General features: G+C 74.7%; 16 protein-coding genes. 3 read left to right on the forward strand and 13 right to left on the reverse strand.

Features of this window, described 5'->3' with window-relative positions; genetic code table 11:
• The first annotated feature begins 4 nt into the window (after nt 1–4).
• Nucleotides 5–2,020 carry an APC family permease gene (locus ABZ801_RS21255; RefSeq protein WP_360700185.1) on the forward strand — a complete coding sequence of 672 codons (2,016 nt, stop codon included), beginning with the start codon at nt 5–7 and terminating at the stop codon, nt 2,018–2,020.
• Here ABZ801_RS21255 and ABZ801_RS21260 read toward each other — a convergent pair.
• Nucleotides 2,010–2,957, reverse strand: coding sequence for an NAD-dependent epimerase/dehydratase family protein (locus tag ABZ801_RS21260; protein ID WP_344940556.1), 948 nt, complete (start codon nt 2,955–2,957; stop codon nt 2,010–2,012). The two genes, ABZ801_RS21255 and ABZ801_RS21260, sit on opposite strands and share 11 nt — an antisense overlap.
• A 204-nt stretch (nt 2,958–3,161) precedes the next feature.
• Between ABZ801_RS21260 and ABZ801_RS21265 the strand changes: the two genes are divergently transcribed.
• Nucleotides 3,162–4,118, forward strand: a complete 957-nt coding sequence (locus tag ABZ801_RS21265; RefSeq protein WP_360700189.1) for a histidine kinase — start codon at nt 3,162–3,164, stop codon at nt 4,116–4,118.
• On the opposite strand, the gene ABZ801_RS21270 is transcribed toward ABZ801_RS21265, so the two are convergent.
• The 10 genes from ABZ801_RS21270 to ABZ801_RS21315 form a co-directional block, all read right to left on the reverse strand.
• Nucleotides 4,089–5,405 (reverse strand): beta-ketoacyl synthase N-terminal-like domain-containing protein, encoded by a 1,317-nt coding sequence (locus ABZ801_RS21270; RefSeq protein WP_360700192.1) that lies wholly within the window; start codon nt 5,403–5,405, stop codon nt 4,089–4,091. The two genes, ABZ801_RS21265 and ABZ801_RS21270, sit on opposite strands and share 30 nt — an antisense overlap.
• Nucleotides 5,402–6,721, reverse strand: coding sequence for a beta-ketoacyl-[acyl-carrier-protein] synthase family protein (locus tag ABZ801_RS21275; protein ID WP_360700195.1), 1,320 nt, complete (start codon nt 6,719–6,721; stop codon nt 5,402–5,404). Before ABZ801_RS21275 ends, ABZ801_RS21270 begins: the two co-directional genes overlap by 4 nt.
• The gene (locus tag ABZ801_RS21280) at nt 6,718–7,692 is read right to left on the reverse strand and encodes a cupin domain-containing protein (protein ID WP_360700198.1); all 975 of its coding nucleotides are present in this window, start codon (nt 7,690–7,692) and stop codon (nt 6,718–6,720) included. Before ABZ801_RS21280 ends, ABZ801_RS21275 begins: the two co-directional genes overlap by 4 nt.
• A gap of 76 nt (nt 7,693–7,768) precedes the next feature.
• Entirely contained in the window at nt 7,769–8,032 is a 264-nt protein-coding gene (locus ABZ801_RS21285; protein ID WP_360700201.1) for an acyl carrier protein, read from the reverse strand.
• Nucleotides 7,992–9,392 carry an acetyl-CoA carboxylase biotin carboxylase subunit gene (locus ABZ801_RS21290; protein WP_360700204.1) on the reverse strand — a complete coding sequence of 467 codons (1,401 nt, stop codon included), beginning with the start codon at nt 9,390–9,392 and terminating at the stop codon, nt 7,992–7,994. Before ABZ801_RS21290 ends, ABZ801_RS21285 begins: the two co-directional genes overlap by 41 nt.
• Before the next feature lie 13 nt (nt 9,393–9,405).
• The gene (accB, locus tag ABZ801_RS21295; protein WP_360700207.1) at nt 9,406–10,269 is read right to left on the reverse strand and encodes an acetyl-CoA carboxylase biotin carboxyl carrier protein; all 864 of its coding nucleotides are present in this window, start codon (nt 10,267–10,269) and stop codon (nt 9,406–9,408) included.
• The gene (locus ABZ801_RS21300) at nt 10,262–11,935 is read right to left on the reverse strand and encodes an acetyl-CoA carboxylase carboxyltransferase subunit alpha (protein WP_344940580.1); all 1,674 of its coding nucleotides are present in this window, start codon (nt 11,933–11,935) and stop codon (nt 10,262–10,264) included. The genes accB and ABZ801_RS21300 overlap by 8 nt, the downstream gene beginning before the upstream one ends.
• The gene (locus ABZ801_RS21305; protein ID WP_360700211.1) at nt 11,932–12,324 is read right to left on the reverse strand and encodes a TcmI family type II polyketide cyclase; all 393 of its coding nucleotides are present in this window, start codon (nt 12,322–12,324) and stop codon (nt 11,932–11,934) included. The genes ABZ801_RS21300 and ABZ801_RS21305 overlap by 4 nt, the downstream gene beginning before the upstream one ends.
• Nucleotides 12,325–12,436: 112 nt before the next feature.
• A complete protein-coding gene (locus tag ABZ801_RS21310) occupies nt 12,437–13,132 on the reverse strand; it encodes a response regulator transcription factor (RefSeq protein ID WP_344940587.1) in 696 nt (231 codons plus the stop codon).
• 291 nt (nt 13,133–13,423) lie between these two features.
• On the reverse strand, nt 13,424–13,813 hold the full coding sequence (locus tag ABZ801_RS21315; RefSeq protein ID WP_344940590.1) for a SchA/CurD-like domain-containing protein: 390 nt from the start codon (nt 13,811–13,813) through the stop codon (nt 13,424–13,426).
• A gap of 227 nt (nt 13,814–14,040) precedes the next feature.
• On the opposite strand from ABZ801_RS21315, the gene ABZ801_RS21320 reads away from it, so the two are divergent.
• Nucleotides 14,041–15,696, forward strand: a complete 1,656-nt coding sequence (locus ABZ801_RS21320) for an FAD-dependent monooxygenase (RefSeq protein WP_360700216.1) — start codon at nt 14,041–14,043, stop codon at nt 15,694–15,696.
• A gap of 45 nt (nt 15,697–15,741) precedes the next feature.
• Here the strand turns inward: ABZ801_RS21320 and ABZ801_RS21325 are convergent, their stop codons facing one another.
• Together ABZ801_RS21325 and ABZ801_RS21330 are read right to left on the reverse strand one after the other, a co-directional pair.
• Nucleotides 15,742–16,689, reverse strand: a complete 948-nt coding sequence (locus ABZ801_RS21325; protein ID WP_360700219.1) for an EamA family transporter — start codon at nt 16,687–16,689, stop codon at nt 15,742–15,744.
• A 41-nt stretch (nt 16,690–16,730) separates the two neighbouring features.
• The gene (locus ABZ801_RS21330; RefSeq protein WP_360700222.1) at nt 16,731–18,020 is read right to left on the reverse strand and encodes an AI-2E family transporter; all 1,290 of its coding nucleotides are present in this window, start codon (nt 18,018–18,020) and stop codon (nt 16,731–16,733) included.
• Nucleotides 18,021–18,051: the final 31 nt, after the last annotated feature.

The following is an 18,051-nucleotide window of genomic DNA, read 5'->3' on the forward strand; positions in this document are numbered from 1 at the left end:
CGCCGTGAAGGCCGTCCTTAGACTCCCCAAGCGCTTTCTGGTGGGGCGCCCGCTGCGCACTCAGCAGATGGGCGAGACCCTGTTGCCCAAACGCCTGGCGCTGCCGGTGTTCTGCAGCGACCCCCTGTCGTCCAACGCCTACGCCACCGAGGAGATCCTGCTCGGGCTGGGCCTGGGCGGCATGGCGCTGCTGCACCTGACGCCCTGGGTGGCCGCGGCGGTGATCGTCCTGCTGGCCGTGGTGGTGCTGTCGTACCGGCAGACCTGCCGCGCCTATCCCAACGGCGGCGGCGCGTACGCGGTCAGCCGCGCCAACCTGGGCGTGAACGCCTCGCTGGTCGCCGCCAGCGCGCTGCTGATCGACTACGTGCTGACGGTGGCGGTGTCGGTGGCCGCCGGGGTCGCGAACATCGTGTCGGCGCTCCCCGTGCTGCACCCGTACGCGGTGCAGCTGTGCGTCGCGATGATCGCGGTGCTGACGGTGATGAACCTGCGCGGCGTCAAGGAGTCGGGCACGGTGTTCGCGATCCCCACCTACGGGTTCGTCACCGTGGTGTTCGCCATGCTCGCCTGGGGCGCGGTGCGCGCGCTGACCGGCCACGTGCCGGTGGCGGAGTCGGCGTCGCTGCGCGTCGAGCCGACCCACCAGGCCGCCGGGCTGCTGGCCGCGGCGATCGTGCTGCGCTCCTTCTCCCAGGGCTGCACAGCGCTGACGGGCGTGGAGGCGGTCAGCAACGGGGTGCCGAACTTCCGGCCGCCCAAGCCGGCCAACGCCGCGGCCACCCTGGCGCTCATGGGCGCGATCACCGTGACGATGTTCGCGGGCATCACGGCGCTGGCGATGGCGGCGCGCGTGCACGTCGCCGACGCCCCCGGACGGCTGGCGGGCGCGCCCCCGGGCTACATGCAGAAGACCGTGATCGCGCAGGAGGCGGCGGCGGTGTTCGGCGCCGGCTCGCTGCCGTTCTTCCTGGTCGCGGCGTTCACCGCGGCGATCCTGGTGCTGGCGGCCAACACCGCGTTCAACGGGTTCCCGATCCTGGCCTCGATCCTGGGCGAGGACGGCTACCTGCCGCGCCGGTTCGGCCGCCGCGGCGACCGGCTGGTGTTCAGCAACGGCATCGTGCTGCTGGCGCTGCTGGCGATCGCGCTGATCTGGGCGTTCGACGCCAGTACCACCCGGCTGATCCAGCTGTACATCATCGGGGTGTTCGTCTCGTTCACCCTCAGCCAGTGGGGCATGGTGCGGCACTGGACCCGGACGCTGCGCACGGACGACGCCGCGCCCCGCGGCCGCGTCCACCGGTCCCGGCTGGTCAACGGGCTGGGCGGCACGCTGACCGCGCTGGTCCTGGTGATCGTGGTCGTCTTCAAGTTCACCCACGGCGCCTGGATCGTGTGCGTGGCGATGCCGCTGGTGTTCTGGATGATGAGGGCGATCCGGCGGCACTACGACCGGCTGGACGCCGAGCTGCGGCCGGGCGACGAGCCGGTGCCGCTGCCCAGCCGCATCCACGCGGTGGTGCTGGTGTCCAGGCTGCACACCCCGACCCTGCGGGCGCTGGCGTTCGCCCGCGCCACCCATCCCAGCACCCTGACCGCCGTCACGGTGGACGGCTCCCCCGCCCAGGTGGCGGAGCTGGAACGGGAGTGGCGGGAACGCGACATCCCGGTGCCGCTGGTCGTCCTGGACTCCCCGTACCGGGACATCACCGGCCCGGTGCTGGACTACGTGTCGCGCGTCCGCCGCAGGAGCCCCCGCGACGTGGTGTGCGTGTTCATCCCCGAGTACGTCGTGGGGCACTGGTGGGAGCAGGTGCTGCACAACCAGAGCGCCCTGCGCCTGAAGACCCGGCTGCTGTTCCGCCCCGGCGTCATGGTCTGCAGCGTCCCGTGGCAGCTGGACTCGGCCGGCACCGAGGCGCAGGCCCGCACCGCCGAACGCGCCGCCATGAACAGCCGCCACCGCGTCCGCAAGGTCGTGCCCCTGCCGCGCCGCCACTCGGGCGTCACCCGGTGACGGCGGCCGTCAGGTGCTCCCACTGGCGGGCCAGGCCCTCGGCCAGGCCGGTGGCGGGGACGTGGCCGAGCAGATCGCGGGCCTTGGCGAGGTCGGCGCAGGTGACGGCGACGTCCCCGCGCTGCGGCACGTCATCGATCACCGGGACCGGGCGGCCGGTGACCTCGGCGGCCAGGTCGAGCAGCTCCCGCAGGGACACGCCGGCGCCGCCGCCGACGTTGACCGCCTCGGCGCGCGCCGCGACCGCCCCCGCCGCCAGGGTCGCGGCGACGGCGTCGCCGACGTAGGTGAAGTCGCGGCGCTGGGTGCCGTCGCCGTACACGCGCACGGGCTCGCCGGTGAGCGCCGCCCGCAGCACCCGGCTGATCATCATGTCGGGGCGCTGGCGGGGGCCGTAGAGGGTGAAGTACCGCAGCGCCACCACCGAGGTGCGGGCGTCCGCCTCGCGGGCGTGGGCCAGGCACAGCCGTTCGGCCGCCAGCTTGGTCATCCCGTACGGCGAGGCGGGCAGGGTCGGGTCGTCCTCGCGTGAGGGCAGCCCCGTGGTCGTCCCGTACACGCTGGAGGAGGACGCGAACACCAGCCGGGGCGTCCGCACACGCGCGCAGGCGGCCACGACGCGCCGCGTCGCCAGCACGTTGGACGCCACGTAGGCGCCGAACCGCGGCCCCCACGAGGCGCGCACCCCGGGGACGGCCGCCAGGTGGTAGACGGTGACGGCCTCGTCCAGCAGCGGTTCCAGCGGCGTGTGGTTGAGGTCGGCGACGACGAGGCGGAACCCCGGCCGCTCCAGCGCACCGGCCAGGTTGCGCGCGGCGGTCTCGTCCAGGTCCGGGGAACGGCGGTCGACGCCCAGCACCGTGTGCCCGCGGGCCAGCAGCGCCTCCGCCACATGGGATCCCAGGAACCCCGCCACCCCCGTCACGACCGTGCGCATCCGCCCAGATTGTCACATTCGCCGCGGCCGGCACGTCGCGAGCACCGTCACGGACATCGTGATCTACCGCCTGCGACGGCATTCTTGACATTGATCTTCTTGATCACCTGCTTCGGCGCGCCTACCATCCTGACTGGTCAGTGGCGGTGCAGGGGGTCGGCGGGGCGACATCTTCGGGGGCGAGTTGACAAGGGACACGGGGCCGTGACGCGGCCGCGGACGGCGCTGCCCGCGAACGGCGGGCCCGCCGCGCAGGCACCCGCCCGATGGCGCGACCGCCGGATCGGCCTGCTGGCGGGCGGCGCGGCGATCGGCGTGCTGGCGGGGGCGGCGCTGGGTCACCGGGTGGTGCAGCGGCACGGCCGCTTGGGCCGGGGGGAGGCCGACGGGGTCACCCTGGCCGTGCAGCGCGAACGCCAGCGCATCGCACGCGAGCTGCACGACGCGGTCGGCCACGGGCTCGTCGTCATCGCCATGCACTCGCGGCGGCTGCCGGCGGTCAGCGCGCAGGCGCAGTCGGTGGCCCGGCTGATCGACGAGACCGCCCAGGCGACGCTGCGGGACATGCGGCAGATCATCGGCACGCTGCGCGGCGCGCCCGAGCCCGGCGGCTGGCTGCTGTCGCAGCGGGCCGCCGAGCTGATCGGGCGGATGCCCGACCGGCGCGCCGTCGAGCTGGAGGTGACCGGGCGCGAGCCCGCGCTGCCGCTCGACCTGCGCACCACCGCGCTGCACATCGTCCAGGAGAGCCTGGCCAACGCGCTCAAGCACGGCGGGGGCAGGCTGCGCGTGCTGATCGAGTACGGCGACGAGCTGCGCATCACCGTGACCAACGAGGGCGGGCACCCGCCCGGGGACGGCTGGGCCGGTCCCGGCGGGCAGGGCCTGCGCGGACTGGTCGAGACCGTCACCGCGCGGGGCGGATCGTTCACCTTCGGGCGCCCGCCCGGCGACGGCTTCCTGGTGCGCGCCCGGCTGCCGCTGCCCGCGGCGCGCCGCCCGCCCGGCGCCCCGCCCGGAACCCCGGCCGACGCCGGGACCGACGCACCGGGCGGGGCGCCGAACGAGGTTCCGAACGAGGTCGCGAACGAGGCGCCGGGCGACGCACCGGGTGAGGCTTCGGGCGGGGCGTCATCCGACGTCATGGCGCACCGTCCGTAGCACGGCGGCGGCGTTGAACCCGCCCGACCCGCGCGCCACCACCAGCGCGTGGCGCAGCGCGGCGTGCTCGCGGGGCTCGCTGACCAGGTCCAGGCCGTAGCCGCCGTCGGCGTCCAGGTTGACCGACGGCGGGATCGTGTCGTGGTGCAGCGCCAGCGCCGCCCAGGCCAGGTCGAGCGCGGCGGCGCCCGAGCCGAGCCGCCCCGTCATGGTCTTGGGCACCGTCACCGGGATGGCCCCGACCGCGTGCGCGAACACGTCGTTGATCGCCGCGGCCTCCAGCGCGTCGCGCGCCGGGTCGCCCGCCCCGTCGGCGAACACCACGTCCACGTCCTGCGGGGTGAGCCCGGCGCGTTCGATGGCCAGGCGCATGGCCCGGGCGAGCTGCCGGTGGTCCGGCGGCGGCCCGGCGGGCCGGTGCGCGTCGTGGGTGGACGCCGTGCCCGCCAGCTCGGCGTAGATCGTGGGCGCGCCGCGGCGCAGCGCCCGCTCGCGCTCCTCCACGACCAGGATCGCGCCGCCCTCCCCGGGCACCGCGCCGCTCGCCGACCGCGCGAACGGGCGGTAGGCGGTGCGCGGGTCGTGCCCGCCGCTCATCTCCCGCGTCCCGTGGCAGGTGATCGCGTACGGGGACAGCGGCGCCTCGGTGCCGCCCGCCAGCACCGCCTCGGCGCCGCGCCGGATCAGCCGGCGGGCCTGCGCCACCACGTCGATGCCGCCGGCGCCGTCGGACATGACGACGCCGCACGGCCCCTTGATGCCGTGCCGGATCGACAGCTGGCCGGTGCTTGCCGCGTAGAACCAGGCGATCGACTGGTAGGCGGTGACGTCCTGCGGGCCCTGCGCGTACAGCGCCTGGATCTCCCGCTGGCCGAACTCGTTGCCGCCCGACGCGCTGGAGGTCAGCACGCCCAGGGCGAACGGGTCGTCCTCCGCGGCCGGGTCCAGCCGCGCGTCGGCCAGCGCCATCTCGGCGGCGGCCAGCGCCATCCACGTCCACCGGTCGGTCTGCACCCGCAGCCGGTCGGGGACGAGCCGTTCGGCGTCGAACCCGGTCACCTGCCCGGCCACGTGGATCGGCAGGTCCGCGGTGTCGAACGCGGTGATCGGCGCCAGCCCGCACGTGCCGCGCAGGGTCGCCGCCCAGTGCTCGGCCACGCCGATGCCGGTCGGCGCGACCACGCCGATCCCGCTGATCACCGTCACGCGGCCGCCGTCCGCGCCGCCGGCCCCGCGGGTCCGCCCGTGGCTGAGGGTCGCGGCCGTGCGGCCGCCTCCCGCGCTCATGAGTCCGCCCGGCCGCCCGCGAGCCGGGAGAAGATCATGGCGGACTGGAAGCCGCCGAAGCCGCTGCCCGCCGACAGCGCGTGGTCCACCCGCGCCTCCCGGGCCGTGACGGGCGTGTAGTCCAGGTCGCAGTCGGGGTCCGGAGTGTGCAGGTTGGCGGTCGGCGGGATGACCCCGCGCTGGATCACCAGCGCGCACGCGGCCATCTCGATCGACCCGATCGCGCCGAGCGAGTGCCCGACCACCGACTTGATGGAGCTGATCGGCACCTGGTAGGCGGTGTGGCCCAGCGCGCGCTTGTAGGCGGCGGTCTCGTGCCGGTCGTTCATCTTGGTGCCGGACCCGTGGGCGCTGATGTACCCCAGGTCGGCGGGGTCGAGCCGGGCCTGCCGCATGGCGTCGCGGATGGCCTCGGCCAGCTCCAGGCCGTCGGGCCGCAGCCCGGTCATGTGGAAGGCGTTGGCGCGGGTGCTGTACCCGGTGATCTCGCAGTAGATCTCGGCGCCGCGGGCCCGGGCGTGCGTCAGCTCCTCCAGCAGGAGCACCGCGCAGCCCTCGCCGAGCACGAAGCCCCGCCGGTCGGCGTCGAACGGCCGGGACGCGCCCTCCGGGTCGTCGTTGTGCGGGGTGGTCGCCCGGATCGCGTCGAACGCGGCGGCCGAGAACGGCGTGACCGGCGCCTCCGACGCGCCCGCCACCATCACGTCGGCCTCGCCGTCGACGATCAGCCGGTGCGCGTGCCCGATGGCGTCGATGCCCGCGGTGCACCCGGTGGAGATCACGGCGGCGGGCCCGTGCGCGCCGTACCGCACCGCCAGCTCGCTGGCGCCGCTGGACGGCACCAGCGCCTGGTACAGGAACGGCATGACGTGCTCGGCGTCGACCACCCAGTGTCTGCCGTGGTCGCTGGCGACCACGTACTCGTCCTCCAGCGTCGCGGCGGCGCCGGTGGCCGTGCCGAGCGACACCCCCATCCGGTCGGTGTCGACGCCCCGGGGGTCCAGGCCGCTGTCGGCGACCGCCTCGTCGGCGGCCGCCATCGCCAGCTGCACGAACCGGTCGGTGCGCCGCACCTCCCGGGGCGTCAGCCCGTAGTGGGCCGGCACGAAGTCGCACTCGGCCGCCACCTGGGACCGGAAGCGCGCGGGATCGAAGAAGGTGATGCGCCGGATGGCCGGTTTGCCGTTGACGATCCGCCGCCAGAACTCCTCGCGGTCGCCGCCGCCCGGCGCCACGACGCCGATGCCCGTGACGACGGTCCGCCGCGCCCCGGCGGCGGACCGGGAACGCCTCGCCGCGCCCTTTTCGGGCCTCACGACGTCTCCCTCACGCGCGGCTTCGGGCCCGTCTTCGCGCCCGTCTTCGCGCCCGCCCGGCCCGACTTGGCCCCGGCGTTCCCCGGCCCGGCGTTCCCCGGCCGGGCTTGCGCGACGGCGGACGCGGCGGGCGCGGCGCTGCCCGCGGCGCCCGCCGGCTCGTCCTCGGTGTCGACGTGGCCGAGGTCGGGACGCGGCGCGAGCGGGCTCAGGTGGAACACCACCAGCGACTCGCGGTCGCCGCCGGTCACGCGGTGCCGCACGCCGCGCGGGATGAGCATGGCCTGCCCCGCGCCGATGGTCGTGGGCCGCCCGTCCAGCTCGACGCGCATCTCCCCGGACGTGACGAACAGGAACTCCTCCGAGTACGGGTGGTAGTGCTCGCGGGTGCGCTCGTGCGGGCCGAGGCGCATCGCCCCGCCGAACGCGAACGCCGAGCCGATGGTGCTCGGGGCCAGCAGCGTGCGCATGTCGCCGCCGCGCCGGGTGTTGGACGGCACGTCGTCCAGCCCCATCACCGTGCTGCGCCGCGCCTCCAGCCGCTCCTTGATGATCCGCATCTGCTCGACCGAGTTGCGGTTGATGTTGCCGGTCATCCACTCGTCGTCCACGGGCGCGTCCGGCTTCATGCGGAAGTGCTGCACCCAGCGCATCCGGGTGCGGTCGGGTTCGAGCTCCTCGAACGTCCAGATGATGTCCATGAACTCGAACGGGCCGGTCTCCACGCGGCGGGCCCGCACGGTGCGGGTGCGCGGGTCCCACTCCCGGCGCGACACCCACGACCAGGACGTGCCGTTCTCGTCGGGGTGCATGGTGAGCCGGAAGGTGACCGCGTGCTCCTCCTCGTCGAGCACCTCCACACTGGCGTACTCGGTGAACAGTTCCGGCCAGCCGCGCACGTCGTTGGTCCTGGTGAAGACGTACCCGGCGGGCGCGTCGATGACGATCGAGTTGTCGGTGGTACCGATCATGTCGTCCTCTCCTCTGCGGGCCCGCTCGCGGGCCGGCGCGTTGCCCCCGCGGGGCCCGGGCGGGCCCCGCGGGCCCTCAGGCCCCGGCGAGCCTGCCGTTGACCAGGTCGCGCACTCCGGCGGGACTGGTCTCGGCGGTGATGTCGTCCTCGATGTCCACGCCGTAGCGGTTCTTGATCCGGCTGGCGATCTCGAAGCGCGCCAGCGAGTCCAGGCCCAGTTCCTCGAAGGACCTGCCGTGGTCGCCGGCCGTCACGCCGGCGGACGCGCCCACCGCGCGCAGCAGCGTCAGGACGTCGTCATCGGTGAGCACCGGTGCGGACGTCGTCTTCTCGGACATCGCTGTCTCCTTTCGAACGGGTCATCTGGTCGACGAGATTCGTGTGGTGCCGTCCCGCGGCGAAGTCCGGATGCGCCAGCAACTCGCGCAGCAGCGGGACGGTGGTCGCCACGCCCGGACCGTGGACGGTGAACTCGGCGAGGGCCCGGTCGGCTCGGGCGACGGCCTGCTCCCGGGTGGGCGCCCAGACGACCAGCTTGGCGATCAGCGAGTCGTAGTGGGAGGGCACCCGGTCGCCCTGGGCGAAGCCCGAGTCGACGCGCGTCCCCGGCCCGCCGGGCGGGCGGAACACCTCCAGCACCCCGGGCGTGGGACGGAAGTCGGCGTCGGGGTCCTCTGCGTTGATCCGGCACTCGATCGCCCAGCCCGAGGGCCGCACGTCCCGCTGGGTCAGCGTGAGCCGCTCCCCCGCCGCGACGCGGATCTGCTCGCGGACCAGGTCCAGGCCGGTGATCATCTCGGTGACCGGGTGCTCGACCTGGATCCGCGCGTTCACCTCCATGAACGTGGGCCGGCCCGAGTGGTCGACGAGGAACTCCACCGTCCCGGCGCCCTCGTAGCCCAGGGCGCGGGCCGCCATGACCGCGTACTCGCCCAGCCGGGCGCGCAGGTGCGGCGACAGCCCCGGGGACGGCGCCTCCTCGATCAGCTTCTGCCGGCGCCGCTGCAGGGAGCAGTCGCGCTCGCCCAGGTGGAGCGCCGTGCCGTGCCCGTCGCACAGCAGCTGCACCTCGACGTGCCGGGCGGCGGGCACGTACCGCTCCAGGTACACCTCGCCCGACCCGAACACGGTGCGGGCGACCGCCGTGGTCTCCCGGTAGGCGCGGCGCAGCGCGGTCGGCGAGTCGGCCACCGCGATGCCGCGTCCCCCGCCGCCCGCGGCCGCCTTGACGATCACCGGGTAGCCGACGGACCGCGCCACCTCCTGGGCGTCGTCGAGGGTCGGCAGCGTGCCGTCGCTGCCGGGCAGCACCGGCAGCCCCGCGTCGGCGAGCAGGCCGCGCACCCGGGCCTTGTCGCCCGCGACCTCCATGACCTCGGGCGGCGGGCCGATGAACGCGATGCCGTGCTCGGCGCAGATCCGGGCGAAGTCGGGGTCCTCCGACAGGAACCCGTAGCCGGGGTGGATCGCGTCGGCGCCGGTGCGCAGCGCCGCCTCGATGATCGCGGGCACGTACATGTAGCTGCGCCGCGCCTGCGGCGGGCCGATCTGCACGGTCTCGTCGGCGTACGCCGCGGCGCGGCCGTCCCGGTCGGCCGTGGAGTGCACCGCGACGGTGGCGATGCCCATCTCCCGGCAGGTGCGGGCGATCCGCACGGCGATCTCGCCTCGGTTGGCGATGAGGATCTTCTGGAACACCGCGGGCCCCCGGTCAGTCCTGCCGGTGGTCGGCACGGTGGTCGGGGCGCTGGTCGGGGCGGATGCGCACCAGCGGCTGGCCGAACTCCACCGGGGCGGCGTCGGGGACGAGCACGTCCACGACCTCGCCCGAGCACGCCGCCGGGATCTCGTTCATCAGCTTCATCGCCTCGATGATCCCGACCGGCTGTCCGGCCTCCACCCGGTCGCCGACCTCCACGAACGGCGCCTCGCCCGGCGCCGGGGACCGGTAGAACGTGCCGACCAGCGGCGCGGCGCAGGTCTCCAGCTCCTCGTCGGCCTGCGCGGCGTCGACCGGCCCGGCCGGCGCGGGCACCGCGCCCCCGCCGCCCGCGGCGGCGACCTCGCCGTTCACGCCGCCCGCGGCGGGCCCCCCGGCCGGCCCCCAGGTGATCTCGAACGAGCAGTCACCGGCGCGCACCGCGAGCTGGGCCAGCGGCCCGGGCACGGTCTTGACCAGGCAGGCGACCTCCTCGCGCAGGACGCGCAGCAATCCCTCCCAGTCGGGCCGGGCCGCGGTGCCGGCCGCCCGCGCGGCGTCGCCGCCGGGCCGGCTTCTGCCCAGGCCGTTGCGGTGCCGCTCCTTGGCGGCTCCGTTCCCGGCGGCCTTGGCGGCGCCGTTCCCGTTGGGACCGCCCTTGACGGCCCCGTTCCCGGACCCGTTCCCGGCTCCGTTGCCCGACCCGTTCCCGTTTCCGGACGGGCCGGTGCCCGCGCCGTTCGGGGCCGGGTCCTGCGCCAGGTTCGTCCCATTACGGCCGTGCGTGACGTCCCCGCGGGAACGGCCCTTGACCACGCCGTTGCCGGCGGCGCGCCGCGCGTCGTCCGCCGCGGCGGGTGCGAAGTGTTCAGACATCGGCGACCACCCCCAGGTCGCGGAAGCGGGCGTGACGCCGGGCCACCAGTTCGGCCCCGTCCAGCCCGTCCAGTTCGTGCAGCGCGGCCAGCACGGCCGCCTTCAGTGCGTCGGCGGCGTCCTCGGGCGCGCGCTGGGCGCCGCCGCCGGGTTCGGGCACCACGCCGTCGACGACGCCGAGCCGCATCAGCTCGGGCGCCGTGACGCGCAGCGCCCCGGCCATCGCCGCCGCCCGGCCCGGATCCCCGCACAGGATCACCGAGCAGCTCTCCGGGCTGATCACCGAGTAGCAGGCGTGCTCCATCATCAGCACCCGGTCGGCCACGGCCAGCGCGAGCGCGCCGCCGCTGCCGCCCTCCCCGATCACGGTGGCGACGACCGGCACGGTCAGCTCGGCCATCGCGGCGATCGACTCGGCGATCGCCCACGCCTGGCCGCGCTCCTCGGCCCCCACGCCCGCCGCCGCGCCCTGCGTGTCGACCAGGGTGACGACGGGCAGGCCGAGCCGCTCGGCCAGCCGCATCAGCCGCACCGCCTTGCGGTACCCCTCGGGGTGCGGCATGCCGAAGTTGCGGGCCACCAGCCCGGCGGTGTCGTGCGCCTTCTGGTGGCCGACGACCATGACATTGCGGCCGCCGAGCCGGGCCGGGCCGCCCACGATCGCCGGGTCGTCGCCGTGCGCGCGGTCGCCGTGCAGTTCGACGAAGTCGGCGCACATCATGCCGACGTAGTCCAGCGTGGTGGGACGGTTGATGTCGCGGGCGAAGCGCACGGTCTCCCAGGCGTCGCGCTCCGGCGCGTCCGGCCGGCGCGGCGCCTCGTACCGCCCGGCGTCCGCGGCGCGCGGCGCGCACAGCGACAGGACGCGGGCGAGCACCGGGCGCAGGTTGGCGCGCGGGTCGACCCGGTCGACCATGCCGTGCTCGCGCAGGTACTCGGCGGTCTGGAAGCCCTCGGGCAGCGCCCGGCCGGTGGCCGACTCGACCACCCGCGGCCCGGCGAACCCGATCAGGGCGCGCGGCTCGGCCAGCACGATGTCGGTCAGCGTGGCGAACGACGCGGTGACCCCGCCGAACGTGGGGTCGGTCAGCACGCTCACCGTCAGCACCCCGGCGCGCGCGCAGGCGCGGACCGCCTGGGCGGTCTTGGCCATCTGCATCAGCGACAGGCAGCCCTCCTGCATGCGGGCGCCGCCGGAGGCCACGACGAGCAGCAGCGGCGTGCGGGTCGCCAGCGCCTCCTCGGCCGCCCGCGTCACCGCCTCGCCGACCGCCGAGCCCATGCTGCCGCCCATGAACGCGAAGTCCATGACGGCCACGACGACCGGAGCGCCCTGCACGGTGCCGCGTCCGCGGACGACCGCGTCGTCCAGGGAGGTGCTCTCCCTGGCCCGCGCCAGCCGCTCCGGATAGGGCATCCGGTCGTGGAAGCCCAGCGGGTCGGCGCTGCGGACGCGGTCGGGCGCGGCGGCGAACGACCCCGGGTCGAGCAGGTGGTCGAGGCGCTCGGCCGCGCGCAGGCGGTGGTGGTGCCCGCAGTCCGGGCACACGCCCAGCGATCTGGTCAGCCTCGGGACGTACACGGTCGTGCCGCAGCCCGCACACCGCACCCAGCGCCCGGCGACCTGGGCACGCCTGTCCGACGCGGCCAGGGTGCCGCCACTCATCCGTCCCCCCGCGCGGCGGTCCCGGGCGGCGCGGGCTCCCGGAGCGCGGGCCCCCGCGCGCCCTCCTCCGGCGTCCACCGGTAGAACTCCTCGGCCATGGCGTCCTTCGGGGCACGCCACGTCGCCGGGTCGTAGGCCATCACGTAGGCCTGCAGGTCGTCGCTGAGCCGCTTGAAGTCGGCGCGCCCGCGGGCGCTCTCCACCGCCGCCCGAGCGTCCCCCTCGAATTCCACGTAATGGAAATACAGTCCGTGGAACTGGTAGAGGTGACGCCGGACGACGCCCAGCGCGCGGGGCAGTTCCGACGCGTCCGAGTCGGCGAATAGCCGGGCGACGCCGTCGGCTCCGCCTGGTTTGAGACGGGCGACGATGAGGGTCCGATCAGGCACGGCGGCTCACTCCCCGATTTCTCCGAAAAACACGACGCCCATCACGTTAGAGCCGTATTTCACCCGGCGTCTTCCCACGCCGACATGAATTGCCGCGTCCCCCGCGTGGTGGTCAGCTCATCCGCTCGGCGGAGGTCATCGCGACGCCCGGGCGCAGCAATCCGCACTCGTAGGCGTGAATGACCAACTGGACGCGGTCGCGCACGCCGAGTTTCTGGTAGAGATGCTGCACGTGCGATTTCACGGTGCTTTCCCCGAGGGAGAGCAGCCGGGCGATCTCCTCGTTGCCGTAACCGCGCACCAGCAGCTTCCACACGTCGGTCTCGCGTGCGGTCAGCCCGTCCAGCGCGGCCGCCGAGGCGGGCGTGACGGTCGGGCGGCGGGCGAACTCGGCGATCAGCCGGCGGGTGACGGCCGGGGCCAGCAGGGCGTCCCCGGCGGCCACCACGCGCACCGCCTCGACGATCTTCTCGCCGGGAACGTCCTTGAGCAGGAAGCCGCTGGCCCCCGCGCGCAGCGCGCCGAACACGTGCTCGTCCTGGTCGAACATCGTGAGCATGATGATCCGCACGCCCGGCACGCCGTCGGGGCCGCACAGCCGCTCGGTGGCCTCCAGGCCGTCCAGGCCGGGCATGCGGATGTCCATCAGCACCACGCCCGGACGCGTCGCCTGGGCAAGCCGCACCGCGTCCAGCCCGTCGCACGCCTCGCCGACGATCCGGAGGCCGTCCGCCTGCGCGAGGGTGGCCCGCAGCCCCTCGCGCACCAGCGGCTGGTCGTCGGCGATCAGCACGCGCACGGGTTCCACTGCCTGCGCCTCCGTTTCAGGGCACCGCGAAGTGACGGTAAAAGCGGGGAGCGCCGCCGGACGCGAGCCCCCGGATGATGTCCGCGCGCCGGTGGCGAGATGGTCCGGCGGCTCGACACGTCGTACGGCAATGGACATATACCGCCGGACGCTCACTGAATTCCCATGCGTTCACCAAAGGCGAGCCACTTCCCCGGCGATCATCATCGAGTCGTCTTCTCCGCGGGTCATGGGAAAGGATCGCCGGCGCCCTTCTCGCCAACGCGTGCGGGCGCCGGTCCGGCGGCGCCGTCAGTGTCCGCTGAGCGCGGGCTCGGGCGGCGGCGCCATACGGGTCGTGACGGTCTCCATCATCGCCTTGCGGAAGTACTCACTGGCGCCCTCGGGCGTGCTCATGTCGCGCTTCTCGGCCAGGTGCCGCTCCAACTCCCGTTCCAGCTTCTGGATGTTGGGATCCTGGGACAGGTGCCGCATCAGCGTCGGCAGGTCCCCCTCGATCTCGATCATCCGCACCACGATGTCGTCCTTCATGAACACCGACGTGCTGATCAGCCGGGACTTGCCGTCGGCCAGCTGCCTCGGGGCCCGGTACCCCGACATCAGCTTGCGCACGGCGTCCTGGCTGCCCGGCTTGATCCGGAACATGACCGCGTGGCGTTGCATGGCGTCCCCCTCTGTCATCGGAAGCTTTCCGTGCGTCACATCCTTCGCCGGGACGGTGCGCGCTGTCTCCCGTCGGCCGGATGAACATGCGTCTCCGCCACGCGAGGGGGGACCCGCCCGCGGTGAGGAGACCGCCCGCCGCCGCGGGCACGCGGGCGGGCCGCACCGCGACCAGCTGATGGACTATCCCAGGATGTCGCTTTATGTAATCGAACATACGCTGTGCGTAGTCGAAGGGGGACATCATGGGCGAGACGCAGGTGCCGGTTCTGATCGCGGGCGGGGGCACGGTGGGGCTGGCCATGGCCGTGTTCCTCGGCCATCACGGGGTCCGCGCGCTGGTGGTGGAACGGCGCGCGGGACTGTCGGACCATCCGCGCGCCACCGGGCTCAGCGGACGCACGCTGGAGCTGATGCGCGAGGTCGGCCTGCAGCAGGCCGTGGAGAAGGAGTGCTTCGTGCCCGCCGACCGGATCTGGCGGCGCACCGTCCGCACGCTCGCCGAGCTGCGGACCGCACCCGGCGAGTTCACCGTGCCGGAGACGCATCCCATGCTGGCCGCGGGCGGGCCGTCCGACCTGCTGACGCCCGCGCCGGTCCCCGGCAGCTGCCCGCAGGACCACCTGGACGCGGTGCTGCTGCCCGCGGCGGCCGAACGCGGCGCGACGGTGACGTTCGGCACGGAGCTGACCGGCCTGCGGCAGGACGCCGACGGGGTGACGGCGACCGTGCGCGGCCCGGCGGGCGAGCGGCGGGTCCGCGCCGACTACCTGGTGGCCGCCGACGGTGTGGGCAGCACGGTGCGCGGGCTCCTCGGCATCGGCTCCGACGGCCCCGGACAGGTCGGCCGCCGCACGCTGAACATCCTCTTCCGCGCCGACCTGTCGGCCGTCGTCCCGCACGTGCCGGTGCTGACCGACATCACGCATCCGGACGCCGCGGGCCGCCTGGCCACGCTCGACGGCCAGCGGCGGTGGGCGCTGCACGTGATCGTCGGCGACGGGGAGGGGTACGACGAGGAGCGCTGCCGGTCGCTGATCCGCACCGCGGTCGGGGTGCCGGACCTGGACGTCGAGGTGCTCAACGCGCTGCCGTGGCGGCCGACCGCCCGCGTGGCGCGCCGATTCCAGGACGGCCGCGTGTTCCTGGTGGGGGACGCGGCGCACACCGTCCCGCCGCAGGGCGCGTTCGGGCTGAACTCCGGTATCGCCGACGCGCACAACCTGGCGTGGAAGCTGGCCGCCGTCCTGCGGGACCATGCCGGCGCCACGCTGCTGGACAGCTACGACGCCGAACGCCGTCCCGTCGCCGTGTTCACCATGGAGCAGGCGCTGCTGCGGCACCACAACCCGAAACTGCACTGGAACCCCAACGCGGTCGCCGAACGGGCGGCGGCGGGCGCGGCCAGCGCACCCGTCGTGCACCTGGGGTACCGGTACGCGTCGTCGGCGGTCGTCGGCGGCAGCCGGGACCTGCCGTCGCTGGAGGACATCACCGGCCTGCTCGACGGCACGCCCGGTTCGCGGATCCCGCACCGGTGGCTGCGGCTGAACGGCGCCGACACCTCCACCCTGGACCTGATCGGCTCCCGGTTCACCCTGTTCGCGGGCCCGGACGCGCCCGGCTGGACGGAGGCCGCGCCGGCCGCCGCCGCCCGCGTCGGCGTGCCGGTCAACGTTCACCGGGTCGGCTCGGCGGACCTGGCCGACCCGTCCGGAACGTGGCACGAGGACGTCGGCATCGGCGCCCGGGGCGCGCTGCTGGCCCGTCCGGACGGATTCGTCGCCTGGCGGACCGACACGTACCCGGTCGACGCCGCCGAGGCGGTCCAGGCCGTGCTGGCCCAGGTCACCGGCCGTACCGCGATGCTGCCGCGGCGCCTGGCCACGGCGTCACGCTGAGCCGGGCGTCGCGCTGAGCCGGGCGCCGGGCCGGGCCGGTGGCGGTCAGCCCGCCGGGCGGCGTTCGCCGACGGTGACCAGCAGGACGCCGACGGCGGACACGGCCATCCCGGCGGCGACGCCGGCGGTGACGTCCTGGCCCAGGATCGGCACGGCCAGCAGCGCGGTCACGGGCGGGACGAGGTAGAGCAGGCTCGTCGCCGCCCCGCCGGAGCTGCGCCGCAGCAGGACGAACAGCAGGAGCAGCGCGACGATCGAGTTGACCGTCGCCAGCCACGCCAGCGAGCCCAGCGCGGCCGCCGTCATCGGCAGGTCCAGCCCGCCGTACGCGGCCGCCAGCGGCAGGCAGGTGACCGCGGCGCCCAGCAGCTGCACGGTCGTGCCGGTGCGCAGGTCCACCGAGTGGCCGAACCGCTTCTGGTAGAGCGTGCCGACCGCCAGGCCGACCAGCGCGAGGCCGGTGAAGGCGTACCCGGTCAGCTCGCCGCCGCCCGACAGCCGTCCGCTCACCGCGACCAGCACGCCGAGCAGGCCGACCACCAGTCCGGCCCACTGCCGCGCGGTCAGCCGTTCGGCGAACAGCGGCACCGCCGCGGCGGCGACCACCAGCGGGCACGCGCTGAGGATCAGCGACGACAGGCCCGCCGGGACGCCGTGCCCGAGGCCGAGGAACACCCCGCCGAGCTGGACGGTCTGCAGCAGCACCCCGCTGACCAGCAGGTGCGCGTACACGGCGCGGCCGCGCGGCCAGGGCGCCCGCGTCACCACGGCGATCACGCCCAGCACCGCGGCCGCCAGGACGAACCGCCACGCCACCAGCGCCAGCGTCGGCCCGGCGTGCGCGCCGATGGTCCCGACGATGTAGCCGCTGCTCCAGATCGGGACGAACGCCACCGGCACCGCGGCCGCCGCCGCCCGGCCGGCCGCCCACGCGCGACGCCGCCCCTGGACGCCTCCCGCCGGACCCTCCGTGCACGCGGCCTCGGACGACACAGCCCCACCTCCCGAACCGGCCCCACCCGTGACGACAAGGGTCAACCGCCGCGCTCCGGCGGATCATCCCGGGAGCGGCCCTCGCTCGCCGCGTCGGAAGGGGCCGGGTCGGCGCCGGCCGGGTCGGCGGGGGCCGCGCCGGCGCGGGGCGGGTCGGCGGGGGCTGCGCCGACGCGGGGAGGGGCGGCGGGGGTGGGTTCCGCGGCGGGTCTCGCGGGGGCGGAGTCCGCCGGGGCCGTGTCGGCGGTGCCGGGTTCGGGTGAGGCGCGCAGCGCGGGCCAGGCGCGGTAGATGACGGCGGCCAGAGGCACGGCCAGGGCGGCGCCGGGGATCCCGGCGAGGACGCCGCCGACGGTGAGCGACACGATGATCGCCAGCGGATGCAGCCGCACCCAGCGGCCGACCACCAGCGGCTGCAGCAGGTGACCCTCGATCTGCTGCTCGACGAGCAGGATGCCGAGGAAGATCAGCGCCGCCCACAGTCCCTTGGCGCTGAAGGTGACGGCGACGGCGAGCGTGCCGCTCACCAGGATGCCGATGATGGGGATGAAGCTGCCCAGGAAGATGATCATGGCGAGCGGGGCGACCAGCGGCACGCCCAGCACCGTCAGCACGATCGCCAGCACCACCGCGTGGATGGCGGCCACCGTGACGGTGCCGTGGACGTACTGCGACAGCGTCCGCCAGGCCGCGCGGCCCGCGCGGTCCACGCGCGTGCGGTAGGAGCCGAGCCCGCCGATCAGCCAGTCCCAGATCTGGCGGCCGTCCTTGAGCAGGAAGAACAGGACGAACAGCATGAAGATGAAGGCGACGAGGAACTCGACGGTCATCCGCCCGGCCTCGACCGCGGTGCTGGCCAGCTTGCCGCGGCGCGCCTCCAGGTACTTCACGCCCTCGTCCACGTACCGCTGCAGCTGCGAGGTTTTAAGGTGCAGCGGCCCGTTGACCAGCCAGCTCTGCACCTCCCGGCCGGTCTGCTGCACCTCGGTGGCCAGCCGGGGGAACTGCGCGTTCGCCTCGATGACGATGTAGGTGCCGACCCCGCCGAGCACGACCAGCGACAGCAGCAGAGTGATCCAGGTGGCGGCCAGCGGCGGCAGCCCCCGCCGGGACAGCCACGCCGTGACCGGGTGCAGCAGCGCGCACAGCAGCAGCGCCACGATGATCGGGAGCACCACGATGGTGAGCCTGGTGCAGATCCAGACCAGCCCGTAGACCACGGCCGCGAGGACGAGCAGCCGCCAGCCGTAGCCGGCGGCCGTGACCAGCGACGGGGGCACCTGCCGTGCCCCCGTCGCGCGCGCGTCGTCGTCCCTGCGTTCCTCGTTCACGGCCCCGCCTCGACCGCCGCCGATGCCGAGA

This window comes from Actinomadura sp. NPDC047616, assembly GCF_040642915.1.
GTDB lineage: Bacteria > Actinomycetota > Actinomycetes > Streptosporangiales > Streptosporangiaceae > Spirillospora > Spirillospora miaoliensis.

Excerpts from the sequence above, each read along its gene's own strand:
- ABZ801_RS21260 (WP_344940556.1), bottom strand. The coding sequence starts at position 2,957 with ATGCGCACGGTCGTGACGGGGGTGGCGGGGTTCCTGGGATCCCATGTG.
- ABZ801_RS21270 (WP_360700192.1), bottom strand. The coding sequence starts at position 5,405 with ATGAGCGCGGGAGGCGGCCGCACGGCCGCGACCCTCAGCCACGGGCGG.
- ABZ801_RS21280 (WP_360700198.1), bottom strand. The coding sequence starts at position 7,692 with ATGATCGGTACCACCGACAACTCGATCGTCATCGACGCGCCCGCCGGG.
- ABZ801_RS21285 (WP_360700201.1), bottom strand. The coding sequence starts at position 8,032 with ATGTCCGAGAAGACGACGTCCGCACCGGTGCTCACCGATGACGACGTC.
- accB (WP_360700207.1), bottom strand. The coding sequence starts at position 10,269 with ATGTCTGAACACTTCGCACCCGCCGCGGCGGACGACGCGCGGCGCGCC.
- ABZ801_RS21300 (WP_344940580.1), bottom strand. The coding sequence starts at position 11,935 with ATGAGTGGCGGCACCCTGGCCGCGTCGGACAGGCGTGCCCAGGTCGCC.
- ABZ801_RS21315 (WP_344940590.1), bottom strand. The coding sequence starts at position 13,813 with ATGACAGAGGGGGACGCCATGCAACGCCACGCGGTCATGTTCCGGATC.
- ABZ801_RS21320 (WP_360700216.1), top strand. The coding sequence starts at position 14,041 with ATGGGCGAGACGCAGGTGCCGGTTCTGATCGCGGGCGGGGGCACGGTG.